We start from the raw sequence: 18,217 nt of genomic DNA on the forward strand, positions 1-18,217 counted from the left end.
TATAGTGTTATAACAAAATTAACAGTTATTTTTTATATTTAAACATCTCAATAATTTTTTTTATTTAAAACAACAATAGCTTTACTGTTGAGTTTCATCGATCAAGGTGTTTGTATTTTACATTTTTAATTTTCGATACTTTTTTAAGGTTTTTAAATAATCCTATAAATTATGGCAAAAATTGACCAGTTATTATTTAAACTCAGTCAAAGAAAAGTCAAATTATGGCTTGAAGGCGATCGCTTGCGTTATAAAGCTCCCAAAAATGCTTTGACACCAGAACTTTTAGATCGGGTCAAAGAACATAAAGCAGATATAATTACTTTTTTGCAAGAAGCAACTAATAGTAAGAGTACTCAGCTACCGCCAATTGAAAAAGTAAACCGCAACAGTAATTTATCCCTTTCTTTTGCCCAACAAAGACTTTGGTTTCTCCATCAATTTGAACCCGAAAGTTCTTCTAATAATATGCCTGTGGTTGTAAAACTTACGGGTTTGTTAGAGGTTAAAGTATTAGAGCGCAGTATTTCTGAGATAGTTCGCCGTCATGAAGTATTGAGAACTAAGTTTCCTTCTCTCAAAGGGCAAGTTCAACTAAACATCAATCGTGCCGAACCAATTAACTTACCTTTAATTGATTTACGAGATTTACCACAACAAGAACGAGATGCAGCTGCTTTTCGCCTGGCTACTCAAGAAGCTCGTCAATGTTTCGATCTAGCTAATGGACCTATTCTGCGAGTCAAGCTGTTTCGCTTACGAAACGACGAACACTTACTCATTTGGAACTTACACTGTATCGTCTGTGATGGTGCATCTTCTGATGTCTTTTATCAAGACTTAACCTCGATTTATACTGCTTTTGTAGCAGGCAAACCATCACCTTTACCAGAGTTGAAAGTTCAATATGTAGATTTTGCCCATTGGCAACGTCAATGGCTACAAGGAGAGGTTTTAGAATCTCAAGTTAACTACTGGAAGCAAAAATTAGATAACTTACCTCCTTCTTTGAAGTTACCGTACGATCGACCTTATCCTAAAGGAGTTTTGACTTATCAAGGCGATCGCGCAGCTTTGATGTTACCAAAAGCTCTCAATGTAGAACTCGAACGTCTCAGTCAAAAATCAGGTGCTACCCTATTTATGACCTTGCTGACGGCATTTAAAACTTTACTTTACCGCTATTGCGGACAAGAAGATATATTACTCAGTTTTGCTAGTGCAGGACGCGCTCAAGTAGAAACAGAGCGACTAATTGGTTTTTTTTCTAATACCTTAATGCTTCGTACTCATTTGACAGGACAGTTAACTTTCAAAGAAGCATTAGCAAAAGTTCGTCAAGCATCTTTAGAAGCTTATGCTCATCAAGATCTTCCCTTTGAAAAATTAATAGAAGAAATTAGACCTAATACTAGACAAAAAAAATCTCCTTTATTTCAGGTAAAATTTGCTCTTAATCCTCCCTGGTCTGGAGGTAGAGGTATGGCATCTGTAAAACTGCCAGAGTTAACTTTTACCTCTCTATTCGGTTACATCTATCACGGCAAAACTAAATACGACCTTACTTTAGTTATGCGAGAACAAGATGAAGGTTTGGGTATGGTTTTTGATTACAATGCCGATATTTTCAATGCCAGCACGGTCGAAAAGATGCTTCTGCATTTTCAAACTTTACTAGAGGGTATAGTTACTAATCCAGATTGCCTTCTTGAAGAACTACCGATGCTCGCTCCTGGCGAACAATTGCCCCAAAGTTTTTATAGTTTTGATGATCGGGAAATTGAAATTAAGTTATCAAATGCTAAAAGATCGGAGATTCTAGACGAAACCGAAGCTAAATTAGTTGAGATTTGGCAAGAAGTTTTAGAAGTTGATTTTGTGAGTATTCAAGATAACTTTTTTGACTTAGGAGGTAACTCTTTATTAGCTGTCAAAACTTTCGCTCGAATCGAGGAGCAGTTTGACAAAGTTCTACCGCTATCAATCTTACTCAAAGCTCCTACTATTGAAAAGTTATCCAGTTTTGTACGTCAAGATAAGGCTTTTGCATCGTTTTCCTCTCTTGTGCTTCTTCAAGAAGGTAACAGAAACTATCCCCCACTTTTTTGTATTCACGGAGCTGGATTTAACATATTAATATATCGCGAGCTTGCTATTAACTTAGGCTTAGAGTATACAGTTTATGGTATAGAAGCTCAAGGATTAGATGGAACCTCAATTAAGGAAAGACTTGAGGAGGTGGCAGCAGATTATTTAAAGCTGGTTCGTTCTGTTCAACCTAAAGGTCCCTATTTTTTAGCTGGGCTGTCTAAGGGGGGGGATATATGTTTAGAAATGGCTCAACAATTAGTTTCCGACAAAGAACGAGTAGCTCTAGTTGGTTTATTCGACAGTTATGGTCCTGGGGGAATAAAATTACTTCCACCTTTTCCAAGATTAATGTCATCACTTTATTACGCTTTTCGCTATAGTCTACTTAGAGCTCAAAACAAGTGGCGAAGACAAATATCAATCAAATTAATAGATAAATTTCAAAGGCCGAAAAAAACTGAGACAATTATTACTAAGCGAAAAAAAGAAATCGATCTTCAAGTACACAAAAATCAGATATTTATAAAAGATGGAATATTATCGTTAAATCAAAGCAAAATTTTTCTAATTTTTTGGATGGAGCGTTTAAGTCAATCTATTTTAGAACATTCTCCCTATATTGACGTTTTCGATCCACTTTGGGGTATAGATGAGGATAACAATTCTATATCTGAAGCTCTTAAACGAGCTAGATACTCGTATAATGAAATTTACAAAAAATATCGCTGTAAAAGTTATTCAGGGCGTATTACGCTATTTAGAGCTATGGAGACTCCACCTGGGTATTGGGTAGATCGACATTTGGGCTGGAATAAAATTGCATTAAAAGGTGTAAAAGTTTACTGGATTCCTGGACATCACATTTCTATCGTGACTTCGCCAATTTTAGCCCAAAAGTTAAAAATTTGTATTGACAAAGCAAATCAGGACACGAGCTTGATTAACCAAGAAGAAAAATAGTCTGATAAATAAAACAATTAAATTGACAAAAACGAAGTTGGGTAATAGTTGGTTTTAACCTTTTTATATTAAAAATATTTTAATAACATTAACAATAATATTACTCATGTTTAATTATAAATTAAATAAATTAAGGTTTATAGTAATTGTTCTGTCTATTTTTACTATATATTTAAGTTGGAAAAAAATACTAGCAAATGTTCCCGAACCATTACCCGAACAACCTACTTTGGAGGATAAAAACAGACTTGCTCGTGGTACTTATTATCAGGTGTCTATTCCTCCCGCAAAAAAAGATAAATATGTCAAGGCAGATTATAGAATCTGGGTTCCTGATAACGTAAAATCCATTCGCGGCTTAATTGTTAAACAGCACGGATGTGGAGATGCTGCAGCTGCTAGTGGTTTGGCACACGCTAACGATCTTCAGTGGCAAGCATTAGCATTCAAGCATCATTTTGCACTTTTAGGCACTAGATATTCTACGCACAATGAGTTTTGTGATGATTGGGCTTATATAGATCGTGGTTCAGAACAAGCTTTCTTAAAGGCTATTGCGGCTTTTGCTGAAAGAAGTCGTCATCCAGAGTTAGTTAAAGTACCTTGGGCACTATGGGGTCATTCTGGTGGTGCAGACTGGGGAGCCCAAATGTTGCAAAAATACTTTAATCGTACTTTAGCTTTGGTTGCAGTTCGTTGTGGTGGAGCTACTTTTCCAAAAAGGATCGATTCAAAATTATTTGGAGTGCCAGTTTTATTTGCTGTAGCAGAAAGAGAAAATACTTTGATAGATGAATGTCGGGATTTACCTCTAAGAGTTTTTAAGGGTTACAGAAAACAAGGTGCTTTATGGGCTGTTGCGGTAGAAGCTAATACTGCTCACGAAGCAGGCGACACGAGATTGCTTGCTATTCCTTATTTTGATGCGATCGCAACTGCTCGACTTGCTAAAGATAACAACAACTTGTTTCCAATCAATCAAGCTAAGGGCTGGCTAGCCGACCTTACTACAAATAAAATTGCTTCAATCGGTCGCTTTGAAAGTAAACCATCACAAGCAGGTTGGTTGCCAAATGAGGAAACTGCACGTAAGTGGAAAGAATATGTCGCCACGGGAAAAATTGATTCGAATGATGCTTTGGAGCGACCAAAAGCTGTGAAGGTCGAAAGATTGAAACCAAACACAGCACTAATAAGTTGGAAGTATACTCCCGATTTGAAAAATGGCTTACCTTACTTTAAAATTTATCGTAATGACTCTTTAATTCAAACTTTTCAAGGGCAAGAACACAACTTTGGGGATGCTCCAGAACCTGTAAATGTTGTTCTAGAGTTTCGAGACCATAATTCTTCTCTAAATGCTACTTACACTGTAGAAGCTTTCGAGCCAAGTCGCTTTGAGAAAAAAATTTACTATCAAATTAAAAAAATAATAGGTTTTTTTGGTAAATCGTAATATTATTACAAAAGTCATATTAACTATCGGCTATTACTAAAATAGCCTAAAATAATGAGGCACTATTTACATAAATTTTTGTATCTAAACCAAGGAAAATATCAAGAGCTTGTTTTGATGATTTTGCTTTTTATACTTATTTCAATTTTAGAAACTGTAGGCGTTGGTTTAGTCGGACCTTTCATTAGCTTGGCTACTAATTTTAATTCTCTCGAACATGATTCTTGGCTTTATTCAATAAGTAACTGGTTCAATTTTGCTTCAAAGATTCACCTACTAATTTTTTTAGGGTGTTTAGTCATCACTATTATTTATATAAAATCTTTTCTCAGTTTCTTTATTCAAAAATATGTTTTTGAATTTGGTTATAAACAACAAGGTAGCTTAACAGCAAGACTGATGCATGCCTATATGAGTGCCCCCTATACTTATCATTTAGAAACAAATAGTGCTGTTTTAATTAATAATATGATTAATGAAACATCCAATTTTACTAATGGATTCATGATGCCTTTATTGACTTCTGTTTCTAACTTGGTTGTTATATTTGCTTTGACTTTGCTATTAATTAAGACTAATTCAATAGCCATGATAATTATTTTAGGTATTCTAATAATTGGTTTTTTCTTATTTAACCGCTTAAAAGAAAGAATGGGTCGTTGGGGAAAAGAAAGCTCTGACGCTATTAATGAAATGATTAGGCTCATTAATCACAGTATGGGAGGTCTTAAAGAAACTAAAGTAATTGGTTGCGAAACTTACTTTGAAGAGCAGATGTATAACCAAATAGATAAATATGCAGTTAGTATAAGTTCGGCGATCGGGTTTTCTAATTTGCCTCGATACATTATTGAAGCTTTTTTAATTACATTTTTAGTTATTTTTACCTTTTTATTTATTACTATAAATCAGAACAATACACAAAATCTTAGTTCGGTTTTAGGTATTTTTGCTCTTGCTTCCATTCGCCTTCTTCCAGCTACAGGTAATTTACTTACCTCTATTACAGGAATTAAAAGCAAATCTTATACTGTTGATAAACTATACTTGGATTTACGAAAATTAGAGAAATTTAATAAATCTCGTATAACAAGCGAATCAAGTTTTGTAGCAAAAAGCAAAACATTAAAGACGCTTCCTTTTGCTCAAAATATTACTATTGAGCAGATTGATTTTAGCTATACAAATGCTAGCAGAAAGAGTATAGATAAAATTTCTTTAACGGTCGAAAAAGGAGAAGCAATTGGATTAATTGGTAAATCGGGAGCGGGAAAAACTACCTTAGTTGATATCATTTTGGGACTTCTTACTCCGCAATCAGGAGATATTAAAGTCGATGACAATTCTATATATACTAATCTGCGTTCGTGGCAAAAATTGGTGGGGTATGTTCCTCAGTCTATTTATCTAATTGATGACACTTTAGCGCACAATATTGCCTTTGGCGTTCCAGACAGCTTGCTCGATCGCGGAAGACTAAATAAAGCTATAGCAGCAGCGCAACTAACCGAACTCGTCGAACAGCTGCCTCAGGGAATCGAGACTATGGTTGGAGAACGTGGTGTCATGCTCTCTGGTGGACAACGACAGCGTGTTGGTATCGCTCGCGCTCTTTATCACGAAAGAGAAATTCTGGTTTTTGATGAAGCAACGGCAGCACTAGATAATGAGACTGAGAAGTTAGTTACAGAAGCAATTAATTCTTTGAGCGGGACAAAAACTATGATTATTATTGCTCATCGTCTTTCGACGATCGAACATTGCGATCGCATTTATATATTAGAAAATGGTCGCGTAATCAAGTCTGGTAGCTATCAAGAGATTGTTTTGAAAAAATAATATTTTATATTTATAATATCTCCAATATTCAATACATAAAAAAGAAATTAGCTTTATTTATGATATGCAAACAGTAGTACTAGTTTGTGCCGCAGATAATAACTATGCTATTCCTCTAGCTGCTACAATCTGCTCTGTACTAAAAAACCTAGAAGATAGTAGAAAGCTAGAATTGTTTATTATTGACGGTGGAATTGAAGAAAACAATAGAATTAAAATAACAAAATCCTTAAGTTCAAGCCAAGCAAAACTTCAATGGTTAAAGCCTTTGAATAATATATTAGATAAAATTGATAATCCAAAATTTTATTACTCAAAAGCAATTTATTATAGATTATTTATTCCTGAGTTACTATCACCTTACAAAAAAGCAATATATTTAGATTCTGATGTGATTGTTAATGAAGACATTGGCAAGTTGTGGAATATTGATATGGAAAATAAAAGTATTTTGGCAGTAAGAGATTTGTTTCCTTCTCCACATTTATCTTCTGGATTTACAAAATTTCTAAATCAAACAGACTCTAAAATTGAAAAAACGTTTAACTCTGGTGTTTTAGTTATGGATTTAGAAAAGTGGCGGAAAGACAAAGTTGCTGTGGAGACAATGGAGTATGTCTCTAAATGGAATTTACATACAGATCAAGAAGGATTAAATATAGTTTTTCGAAATAAATGGAAAGAAATCGATCCTAGATGGAATCGAACTAGTGGTATTTATGAATATAATTCTTGGGAAAATAGTCCATTTTCTAAAGAGGAATTTAATAAGCTACTAAATGAACCTTATATCATTCATTTTACTTCGGCTGCCAAACCATGGAATAGTATTAATAGTTGTCTCGATCGCACTTTATTTTACCGCTATTTAGATATGTCTGCTTGGTCGGGTTGGCGTTTTACTCAATGGAAAAGGTTAATTCAAAAATTAAAGCGAGTTAAAATCAAATATATGTCAAAACTGCACAAATAATCATGAATAAAAATTTAGTACTCGGGCTAGTTCATGGCTACCAATTCCAGCACATTCGACCATTTCTTTCTTCTTTAGTTAATTCTGGATACAATGGCGATATTTGTCTTTTGATTTCTGGTTTAAGTCCAGCAACTATGGCAACTCTTAAAGAGTATTCAAAAAACTATAAAATAATTTTGCATCCTGTCAATGCAAATGTTTCACTATTTAGTATTCCATATACTATAAAAAATAGTCGGTTGCTCTTTAAAACTGTTTATCCATATCAATTGCGAAAAATTAGTTTATTAAACAAAGTTTATGTTCAAATAGTAAAGCTTTTATCTCAATTTGATAGAAAAAATATGTATCGAATAAAAAGTAGTATTATCAAAAACTTTTTAACTACTTGGTGTGTTCGATATCCACTTTATTGGCTTTATCTCTATAAGCTTGGGAATTTTTACTCTAACGTTATGTTAACAGATGTTAGAGATGTTTTGTTCCAAAAAGATCCGTTTGATTTTAGTTTTAATGGTTTGTGTTTTTTTCTAGAAGATAAAACTATTGTTGACTGCAAAATTAATTCACAATGGCTTATAAATGCATATGGTCAAGAGACTCTAAACAAAATAAGCAAAAATAAAATATCATGTTCTGGAACCACAATTGGTACTTATTCTGCAATTATGAATTATTTAGAGAAGATGATAGACCAACTCGTAAAAGTAAACGATCGTTCTGTAGGAATAGACCAAGGAATTCACAACTATATTTTGCACACAAATTTAATTCAAAATGTATCTGTTTTTGAAAATTTCTATGGTCCTGTTTTGACTATACACAACACTGATGAGAAAAATATCTTTTTAAATACAGATGATTATTTAATTGATCGAAATGGTTGCATAATTAATGTTCTACACCAATACGATAGATTGTCTAAAAAATTCAGAGACCAAATAAAAGTATATCGCGAAGCTCAAGCAGATACAGCCATTTTTTACACATAAATGTTGCTATTTTGTTAACCGCTCGTCTTAAAGAAACAAGACAAAGTAAAAGATCGCCAGCACACAAGATAGATAAAGCTTTTACTACACTTATGCCACCAGTTTACTTTTATATTCCTCTAGAAGATTGGCCTAGTTATAAAATTCCGCAATTCAAGAAAGCAGTGGATGTCAGTTCCTATCTTCAGAATGTGTGCATTGTTCCGACTTGCGTTGGCACTATCTACAGTTGGATTTTACAAACATACCTTTGGCTCAAGATAAATGATTTTCCCTGCAAACTTACAGGAGTTCTACCCTCTAAAGGTATTGTTATTACATACTGGCAGTCTATACCCATCGACTTTAAGCCATCTCCAAAGTTGTTAGTTGTAAGTGTTTTGGCTGACGGAGTTTACCCTCATCCCTACACTCAACTTCGTGTTGTCCAAAATCCTCAACAGTCACTATTTTTTTCTAACAGCTACTATATTCCTCACTGGCCTCAACCTGGTATGATTCCTCGCAGCCCTAGTAGAGCCGATCGATTTGAAAATATCGGCTTTTTCGGTGCCATCTCAAATTTATCGCCAGAGCTTAAAAGCTTATCCTGGCAATCTCAGCTTGAGAAACTTGGATTGAAGTGGAGTATCGTAAAACCCAATTACTGGAATGATTACAGCAACATTGATGCCGTGCTGGCTGTTCGAGACTTTGAAAAACGTGACTATTTTCAAAAGCCTGCCACCAAGTTATTCAATGCTTGGCATTCAGGGGTACCTGCTATTCTAGGGTGTGAATCTGCCTTTCAGGCAGAACGTAAAAGCGACCTGGATTACATTGAAGTTTCTTCTGCAGATGAAGTTATAGCTGCTCTCAAACGACTTCGGGATGACGCGAATTTGCGTCAGGAAATGATTGAGAATGGTCGATTACGAGCCCAGGAAACTAGTATCAAAAGCCTCACAGCGCGATGGCGTGACTTTATCACACAGGTAGCGCTACCTGCTTATGAAGACTGGTGTTCAGCTTCTTATTTGAATCAACAATCTTTATTTATACAGCGGTTTTTAGCCAAAAAGATCGATGGGATCGACCATCGCTTTAAGAAAATCTTCACTGCTGCAAGAGACTGTTAAATTCATCAATAATAAAGCTGTTTTTTATCAAAAATTTATAATAATAGCAGTAAATTATGAAAAAATAGTAGAAGGGTATGATTACCAAATTATTAAACAACTGGATCTCTTAATTAATCATCCTTTAATGATTCTGACAGAGTATAAAAATCTCACATATTGGGAAACCTTTAAATTAGTGATTAAGTTAAGAAAAAATTACAAAATTTTTGCAACCAGTGATAATATTCTCGCTGTTGACATAGGTTTCAATCGATTAGTTTCATAGAAATAGAAATAAATAATAATTGTGTGTGTGGCGAATGAAAGTTATACGAAAAGCCATAAAGTCTATAGAAAATGGCTTTTTATCTTTTCCAGAGAGAGAGTTTACTCAGAAGTTAAAACAGAGGAAGCAACTACATTTAAGATTATGGATCGACTTCGTTGGAAAGGTTTTAAAGTGAAGGGTCGTTACCGATGATTATTGATGCGCGATCGCTCTCTCTAGACAAAATTATCGAAGCAGACATCTGTATTGTCGGAGCAGGAGTAGCAGGAATTACTCTAGCTCGTGAATTCATCAATCAGAATGTTCGGGTTTGTCTAGTAGAAAGTGGTGGAATGGAATCAGCTCCTGATACCCAATCTCTGTGTGAGGGAAAGATAATCGGCGATCGATATCCCGATTTAAAGAAAGGTCGTCGTCGTCAGTTTGGCGGCACTTCCCATGCTTGGGAAGCGCCCGTTGGCTACAAAAAATTTGGCTGGCGGTGTATTCCTTTAGACGAGATTGATTTTGAACAGCGGGATTGGCTACCTTACAGCGGTTGGCCGTTCACCAAGTCTCACCTCGATTCATTTTACCAGCGTGCCCATCAAGTCTGTCAGCTTGGCCCATTTACTTACCGCGTTGAAGATTGGGAGGGGTCTGCCGGACGTCGTTTGCCTCTTAATAGCGATCGCTTAATGACTACTATGAGCCAGTATGCCTCTCGTAACCCCTTCACCCAAGAGTATCGAGAGGAGATTGGACGAACTGAAAATATTATGACTTTGCTTCATGCCACAGTTATCGAAATTGAAACTGATGAAGCAGCTCATACGGTTACTCGTCTGCGAGCAGCCTGCATAGGGGGTAAACAGTTTTGGCTCTCAGCTAAGGTGTTTATCCTAGCAACCGGTGGCATTGAAAATGCCCGATTGCTATTGCTCTCCAGTCAAAGACAACAAGCAGGGCTGGGCAATCAACATGATTTGGTAGGTCGCTATTTTATGGAACGGCCAATCGTGAGTTGTGGGATGCTGATTCCTTACAGTCGCAAACTCTTCGATAGGACGGGGTTATACGACGTTGTTTCCGTAAAGGGTGTCCCTGTAATGGCAAGGGTCAGACTGACAGATGAGATCATGCGCCGCGAACAACTGCTCAACAACGGCGCGCAGTTATTTCCCAGACCTCAACCTCGACAAAAAGCATCGACCCAGGCTCTCAGGTCTCTGCTAAAGTCCATGGGTCGTGCTGAATTATCCCAAGATATTCTCAAGAGTCTAATTACAGTCATTCGTGGGGGCGATTACATTGCCGCCGCTGCCTTTTGGAGTGCGATACGGCAGCTACCTGGTTTGCGTCGAGGAGACTGGTCTTATCTACCATATGAGAAGCAACGATTTTCGATGTTTGAGGTAATTTATCAGATCGAACAAGCACCAAATCCTAATAATCGCGTTGTTCTTACCAGCGATCGCGATTTTTTAGGGCAAAACAAAGCAGAAATTCATTGGCGGTTGAATGATATAGATTTGCGCACGGTCGAGCGAGTTCGAGAAATTTGGGTAGAAGAATTTGCTAAAGCCAAATTGGGAGATTTTAAGCTTTCGACGAGTCAAGGAAAACTAAACTTTGAACAACCTGCCATGTATCATCATATGGGAACGACTCGGATGCACGATAATCCGCAAAAGGGAGTTGTAGATGCTGACTGCCGAGTTCATGGCATGACCAACCTGTTTATTGCTGGTAGTTCTGTTTTTCCAACATCGGGTTATGCCAATCCTACTTTGACAATAATCGCTCTAGCAATTCGACTGGCAGAGAAAATTAAAATTTTAATGACTTAATAATCATAAATAAAATGATCAAAATTGGTGTAGTCGGCGCAAATGGATTCATTGGCAATCGAATAGTGGAGATTTTAGATCGAGACAGAACAATAGAAATCTGTCCAATTTTTCGCACGGTAGAAGCAATGTCTCACTCGCCTTATTGTAGTTTAGATTGTCGTATTGCAAATGCCTTAGATCGAGGTGCTTTAGAAACAGCATTTCAAGGCTGTGAAGTTATAATTCATTCAATTCTTGGTAGTTCTGGATTGATTCGCGCTAGTGTGACAACTGCCTATCATGCCGCACAAAAAGCTGGTGTGCGCCGCCTGATTTATCTAAGTTCGATGTGCGTTCATAGCCAATGTCCACCTCCAGGAACAACAGAAAAAAGTCCTCTAAGTAAAGAGCAACCTTTTCCTTATAACGCTGCCAAAGTAGAGGCGGAAAGAAGGCTGATGAAACTAAGAGCACGAGGTTCTGTAGAAGTGGTCATTTTCAGACCTGGTATTGTTTTTGGGCCGCGATCGCGTTGGGTAAGGGAACTAGCCGAACAACTTTTACAGGGGACTGCCTATTTGGTCGATGAAGGAAAAGGCATTTGTAATACAGTTTATGTTGATAATTTAGTAGAAGCAATTCGCCTTGCAATTTATGTAAAAGAAGCCGATAAGCAAGCTTTTTTTGTTGGGGATAAGGAAACAGTTACTTGGTTAGAATTTTACCGTCCTTTTGCTGAAGCCCTGGGAATCGAGCCTCTTAAAGTTTCTAATGTTGATGTGCCTGAATTTTCCATTCCAAGTTGGAAGCAAAAACTTAAAACGAATATATGGAATTTAGAATTAACGCAAAAATTACTATCGCTTATTTCTGATAAATTAAAGCAAACAATAAAAAAAAGAATTCTTAAGAAAAGCTTATTTCTAAATTTCAACCCTCAAACACAATCATCAAAGCCGCAAACTGTTGTGACAAAAGAAATGGCATTATTACAACAGTCTCAGTACAAACTTCCTTGGAAAAAAGCAGAAAAAATTTTAGGTTATAAACCAACTGTTTCTTTTCAAAATGGTTGTCGTCATTCTATTGATTGGTTGATTTTAAATAATTATTTAAAGTAACCACACTCTAAATAAAAACTACAAATAAAAAAATGAATAAATTCAAGAAACTCTTAGGGATAGATTTATTTCGAGGGTTAGCAGTTTTTGCAGTAATTATTTTACATACTGATGAAGGAGTTGATATTTTACCTACTGCTTGGTCATGGGTAGTCAAATTTTCTTTTTTTGCAGTTCCTTTTTTTTTGGCTACTGCTTTCTATTTATCAACTAGAAAGCTTTATTACTTTAACAATAAATATAAATTTAGTTCACGGCTCTATCGTCTTTTAATCCCTTATATTTGTTGGTCAATTTTTTATCTAGTTTATAAAACTGCTAAATATTTTGCTGCAGGAGAATCTGACAGAATTATAAATTTATTTAGCGATCCCGTAGGATTGTTTTTTTTCGGGGGAGCGGCTTTTCATTTGTATTTTTTACCTTTACTTGCAACAGGAACATTTACTCTCAAATTAATAGAATACTTCATTCGTAACAAAACTTCTACAAAAACAATAGTTTGGTTATCTTTAGCTAGTCTGATACTATATCAGGTAGTTTTGTCATCTAATAATGCTTTTATAAACGGAGAAAATATTGCCTTCAAGTATTGGTTGAAATATATTTTACCTTCGGAAAGTTTATCTCCAATCATTAGAGTATTTTTTGTCGCAATAGCTTTTATGATTCGCTGTTTACCATATGCGACGGTTGCTGCTCTTATAAACCATCCAGATAATCAAAAGTTTAGCAACAAACTTATAGAGCAAAGTTTTGCTATTTGGTTGATAGCATTTATTACTTGTAATGCTTTTGGTCAATTTTTGCTGCCTTCTGCTCTTGAGGAACTTTTTCGAGGCTACACGGCTTTATTGGCTGCGATCGCAGTTTCTCGAGTTTTACAAGAAAGTTACTTGCTTGCTAGTTTAGGAAAGTGTTCTTTTGGAATTTATTTTATTCATTTGTTTTTCGTAGAGACATTTCAGTCAATTGCTGTTAGATTTTTTCCTAATTACGGAGCGCAAATAAATACATTAACTCTGTTGATTGTTTCTATCTTAATTTTCACAATTAGCTGGATAGTTACCAATTTACTGATGCGATCTAAGAAGCTATCTCAATTATTATATAGTTATTGATTTATGAAAATTTTGCATCTCAGTACTTCAGATATTGAAGGCGGTGCTGCTCGCGCTAGTTATCGACTGCATCAGGCTTTATTGTCTAAAAAAAGCGATTCTCAAATGTTGGTAAGAGCAAAATTTAGTTCCGATCGAGAAGTAATTGCCGAAAAAAGCCTTTTGACAAAATTAGGTCCTCCAACTACTAGTTGGCCGCTCCGTTTTTATCCACAACGCGATCGGGCTATGTTTTCTGTGCAGTGGTTTCCCGATATACTATCTAAAAAAGTTAAATCAATTAATCCAGACATTATTAATTTACATTGGGTTTGCAATGGCTTTTTGCAAATAGAAACTTTGGCAAAATTTAATAAACCCATAGTCTGGACGTTACACGATATGTGGGCATTTACAGGTGGATGTCATTATGCGGGAGATTGTGACAACTACCAACATACTTGTGGTAGCTGTCCTCATTTAAAAAGTAACCAAAAGCAAGATTTATCTTTTTGGACCAAACTACGCAAAGAGAAAGCTTGGTATAAGTTAAATCTAACTATCGTCAGTCCCAGTCAGTGGTTAGGTGAATGCGCGCGTAATAGTTCTTTATTTAAAAATAAACCAGTAACAGTAATTCCTCATGGACTAGATCTTAAGAAGTATCAGCCAATTGACAAGTCTATAGCAAGGACGATTTTGCATTTACCTTTAGACAAAAAGTTAGTCTTGTTTAGTGCGGTAACTGGAACTAGCGATTTAAGAAAAGGATTTCCTCTTCTCGAAGCAGCTTTGCAGTCTCTCAGTCAATCTGTCTGGCAAGATAAAATCGAGCTAGTTGTAGTAGGCTCAGCTAATATTAACCACTTTTCTAATCTAGGATTTAAAGTTCATTGTCTCGGACAATTTTATGACGATCTCTCTCTAGCTGTTGCTTATTCTGCCGTAGATGTTACGGTTATTCCTTCCACACAAGAAGCATTCGGACAAATTGCTTCTGAATCTCTTGCCTGTGGTAGTCCAGTAGTTGCTTTTAATACTACGGGGATATTAGATATTGTCAAACACCAACAGGACGGTTATCTAGCAGTCCCTTTTGAAATTCAAGATTTAGCCAGAGGAATTACCTGGATATTAGAAGATTCTCAGCGTTATTTACAACTATGCACTCGCGCCCGTCAAAAAGCAGAACGAGCGTTTCCTTGGTCGACACAAGCCGACCGATATCTGTCTTTGTATGATGAAATACTATCTAAAAATAAATAAATATGCTTAAATATTTAAAGCATAAAACACAAATATTACCCAAGTGCTCAATTAGCTTAGAAAATGGAAATTAATAACAACATAGCTAATGGTAGCGAGCGAAAATTAATGCTTTTCGACCTGGCAATAGGAGGTCATCACGGTAATTATATCAAACATTTAATTGATTATTGGTGCCAGTATGACTCGCTTGGCAGTTTAGACCTTGTTGTTTTACCGAAGTTTTTAGAAATTCATCAAGAAGTAGTAAAAACTATCTCAATATACAAGCATCCTAAAATTAGTTTGATAACTATAACCGAAACTGAAGCAAACGCTTTAAATTCAAGAAAATCTGGTTTGAATAGGCTAATTCGCAACTTTAAAGAATGGGATTTATTTTGTCATTATGCCAAACTACTTCAAACAACTCACAGCTTAATTATGTATTTGGATACCTGTGAGATACCGTTAGCAGCAGGAAAATTGTCTCCCTGTCCTTTTTCAGGAATATATTTTCGTCCTACCTTTCACTATAGTCAGTTTCCTGGCTACAAGAGTTCTTGGAAAGTTAAATTACAAGAGACTAGAGAAAGAATTACTTTGTCTCTAATTCTCCAACACCCACAATTAAAAAATATTTTTTGCCTCGATCCTTTTGCAGTTAAACATTTACAACACTTTTCTACTCAAACAAACATTGTTTATTTACCAGATCCCGTGGAAATTGATAATTTAAATAGTTTTGATTTGGCCAGTTATTTAAAAAAAAGTTTAGCGATAGAGCCAGATAGAAAAGTTTTTCTGTTATTTGGAGCTTTAGATAGTCGTAAAGGAATCTATCAATTATTAGATGCTATTGCTCAGTTACCCGAAGATTTGTGTCAAAAATTATGTCTGCTTTTAGTTGGAGGAACTAATGCCACCGAGCGTGCCGAAATTAAGTTAAAGCTAGAAATAGTTTGTAAAGTCAAATCCATTCAAGTTATCGAACACTACGAGTTTGTCCCCGCAGAGGAAGTTTCTGCTTATTTTCAAATTGCCGATGTAATTCTAGCTCCCTATCAAAGACACGTAGGCATGAGTGGTATTTTATTGCTCGCTGCTGCTGCTGGTAAACCCGTTCTAAGTTCCAACTATGGGCTGATGGGAGAAATGGTAAGAAGATACGAACTTGGTTTGAGTATCGATTCTACTGTCTCTGACGAAATTGTTAAAGGATTAACCAAATGTCTGAAAAAGCTGCCTCAACAAATTGGCGATAGCTCTAAAATGCAAGCTTTTGCCAAGATGAATTCAGCAGAAAATTATACCAATATTATTTTTGAAAATCTTAAGTTTGAACAAATGTAGATTAGTGTGTAATACGCTAAGTCTTGCTGTTATTTTTTGCGAGTAAATAAATGACACTACCAATCGTTTTAATAATGTGCACGGAAGGCGGACAACTAGAAAGAGAATCATTGTTGATGGTTGAGAGTTTTCGTCGTTTTGCTGGCAATTTAAACAAACTACCTATTTATAGTTTTCAAGTTAGAGATAACAACGATGTATCTACCGAAACTTTAAAAGCTCTAAAGACTTTTGGAGTGAAACATAAAAAAGTCGTCCTCAATTACAAGTATCCTAATTATCCATTAGCAAATAAACCTTTGCTCTGTGCTTATGCCGAACAAAACATTGATGCCGAAGTAATTGTCTTTTTAGATAGCGACTTAGTATTTTTTAGCGAACCAAAGGAATTTTTGCTTCCTGCGGAATATGATGTAGGAATTCGCCCAGAACATGAAAAGATGATTGGTTCTGAAGGCAAAGACGATCCTAACGATGAATATTGGCAACATCTCTATAGACTAGCAGGAGTTAAAAACAAAGAAACTTTTATTACTACTACAGTCGATCGCAAGAAAATCAAAGCTTTTTGGAATTCTGGAGTAGTTGCTGTTAGAAGAAGTGTTGGAATTTTTTCTGCTTGGGAAAAAACTTTTCTCAAACTTCTTGAAGAAGGTTCAGAGATCGACAAGAAAAACTTCTACTACGAACAGTCAGCCTTGTCAGCAACCATTTGCGCTAAAACAGATCGTATATGGTGTTTTTCTAATAGCTATAACTATCCAATTCACTCTCATAACCTTATTTCAAAAGCGAATAGATTAAATAGTTTTGATGAAATTGTTTGTATTCACGATCATCTTTTTCGAGCTAGAAAGGAATGGTATAGAGAACGAACTTGGGTCAAAACTTTAAAAAGACTAAAAAACTTTAACAAAAAGAATAATAAATACCAGTGGCTATATCAATACTTAAACAAGCACAATTCAAATCCAAACCTTGCTCAAAGTTTTTTAGAATATGTTCTTTTTTTTCCTGGAATTCAGTGGTTATTACCTTACCAAAGATAAATTGATAAATATAAACGCAATTTGTACATTTGTGTTAATTAAACAATGATTATGTAGCAAAAATGAATATTATACGCGAATCGATAAAATCTCAGTTATCTAGTTTTTTGGGGAAATTTGTTCAAAAACAAACCCAAAACAAAGTAATTGCTGGGCCATTTAAAGGAATGACGTATGTCAAACATGCTGTAGGAAGTGCTTTTAGCCCCAAACTTCTCGGTATTTATGAGCGCGAATTGAACCATGTAATAGAAGAAATTATTGAGGCAGACTTCGACTATATTATCGATATAGGAGCTGCTGAGGGCTATTATGCAATTGGGCTTGCCTTACGTATAAATAATTGTAAAGTTTATGCGTTTGAAATGGAAAATAAAGGACGTGTTCTACTTGCTGAAATGGCAAATTTGAACAAAGTTGAAGACCGTATATTCATAAACGGTAAATGCGAAACATCTAATCTTTCTAATCTTATGTCAATATTACCTGCTCAAGCAAAAACAGTAGTAATTTGTGATGTTGAAGGATACGAAACCGAGCTTTTACAAATAGAACGAATACCACAGCTTATATACTCTTATATATTAATAGAGCTTCATGAATTAATGCAGCCAGGAACCACCAAAATGCTTGAGTCTCGCTTTCAAAAAACACATGAAATTGAGAAATTTAATTTCAAAGATGACCATTCTATCAAAGATCTTCCTTACCGAAATTTTGTAACAGAACGATTTCCAAAACGTTATTTAGTCAAATGGACTGTGAGCGAACTACGTACCGATGGAATGTCTTGGCTATGGATGAAACCGAAAAAAAATTGAGCTGATTAACTGGC

Annotated in this window: 14 protein-coding genes; all 14 read left to right on the forward strand. The window is 35.5% G+C overall.

From position 1 onward, the window contains the following. Positions 1-171: 171 nt before the first annotated feature. A complete protein-coding gene (locus KV40_RS31735; protein ID WP_052055279.1) occupies positions 172-3,051 on the forward strand; it encodes a condensation domain-containing protein in 2,880 nt (959 codons plus the stop codon). Between the two features lie 106 nt (positions 3,052-3,157). Next, entirely contained in the window at positions 3,158-4,507 is a 1,350-nt protein-coding gene (locus tag KV40_RS02320) for a hypothetical protein (protein WP_036477616.1), read from the forward strand. 117 nt (positions 4,508-4,624) lie between these two features. Further along, a complete protein-coding gene (locus KV40_RS02325; RefSeq protein ID WP_371260761.1) occupies positions 4,625-6,346 on the forward strand; it encodes an ABC transporter ATP-binding protein in 1,722 nt (573 codons plus the stop codon). Positions 6,347-6,410: 64 nt separating this feature from the next. After that, complete coding sequence (locus KV40_RS02330) at positions 6,411-7,319, forward strand: glycosyltransferase family 8 protein (protein ID WP_036477619.1); 909 nt, start codon at positions 6,411-6,413, stop codon at positions 7,317-7,319. Between the two features lie 2 nt (positions 7,320-7,321). After that, positions 7,322-8,314, forward strand: a complete 993-nt coding sequence (locus KV40_RS02335; protein ID WP_036477620.1) for a hypothetical protein — start codon at positions 7,322-7,324, stop codon at positions 8,312-8,314. A gap of 11 nt (positions 8,315-8,325) precedes the next feature. Further along, complete coding sequence (locus tag KV40_RS02340) at positions 8,326-9,432, forward strand: glycosyltransferase (protein ID WP_172657214.1); 1,107 nt, start codon at positions 8,326-8,328, stop codon at positions 9,430-9,432. Beyond that, positions 9,380-9,700 (forward strand): hypothetical protein, encoded by a 321-nt coding sequence (locus KV40_RS34555; RefSeq protein WP_156113913.1) that lies wholly within the window; start codon positions 9,380-9,382, stop codon positions 9,698-9,700. The genes KV40_RS02340 and KV40_RS34555 overlap by 53 nt, the downstream gene beginning before the upstream one ends. A gap of 191 nt (positions 9,701-9,891) precedes the next feature. Further along, on the forward strand, positions 9,892-11,532 hold the full coding sequence (locus KV40_RS02345) for a GMC oxidoreductase (protein ID WP_036477625.1): 1,641 nt from the start codon (positions 9,892-9,894) through the stop codon (positions 11,530-11,532). Positions 11,533-11,546: 14 nt separating this feature from the next. After that, positions 11,547-12,635, forward strand: a complete 1,089-nt coding sequence (locus tag KV40_RS02350) for an NAD(P)-dependent oxidoreductase (protein ID WP_216595499.1) — start codon at positions 11,547-11,549, stop codon at positions 12,633-12,635. Positions 12,636-12,667: 32 nt separating this feature from the next. Continuing rightward, entirely contained in the window at positions 12,668-13,756 is a 1,089-nt protein-coding gene (locus KV40_RS02355) for an acyltransferase (RefSeq protein WP_036477628.1), read from the forward strand. Positions 13,757-13,759: 3 nt separating this feature from the next. After that, positions 13,760-15,001, forward strand: a complete 1,242-nt coding sequence (locus tag KV40_RS02360) for a glycosyltransferase family 4 protein (protein ID WP_036477631.1) — start codon at positions 13,760-13,762, stop codon at positions 14,999-15,001. Positions 15,002-15,064: 63 nt separating this feature from the next. After that, positions 15,065-16,333, forward strand: coding sequence for a glycosyltransferase family 4 protein (locus tag KV40_RS02365; protein ID WP_216595500.1), 1,269 nt, complete (start codon positions 15,065-15,067; stop codon positions 16,331-16,333). Between the two features lie 50 nt (positions 16,334-16,383). Beyond that, complete coding sequence (locus KV40_RS02370) at positions 16,384-17,382, forward strand: hypothetical protein (RefSeq protein ID WP_072013757.1); 999 nt, start codon at positions 16,384-16,386, stop codon at positions 17,380-17,382. 62 nt (positions 17,383-17,444) lie between these two features. Next, positions 17,445-18,203 carry a hypothetical protein gene (locus KV40_RS02375; protein ID WP_036477634.1) on the forward strand — a complete coding sequence of 253 codons (759 nt, stop codon included), beginning with the start codon at positions 17,445-17,447 and terminating at the stop codon, positions 18,201-18,203. Positions 18,204-18,217 lie beyond the last annotated feature (14 nt).

Source organism: Myxosarcina sp. GI1, from assembly GCF_000756305.1.
GTDB lineage: Bacteria > Cyanobacteriota > Cyanobacteriia > Cyanobacteriales > Xenococcaceae > Myxosarcina.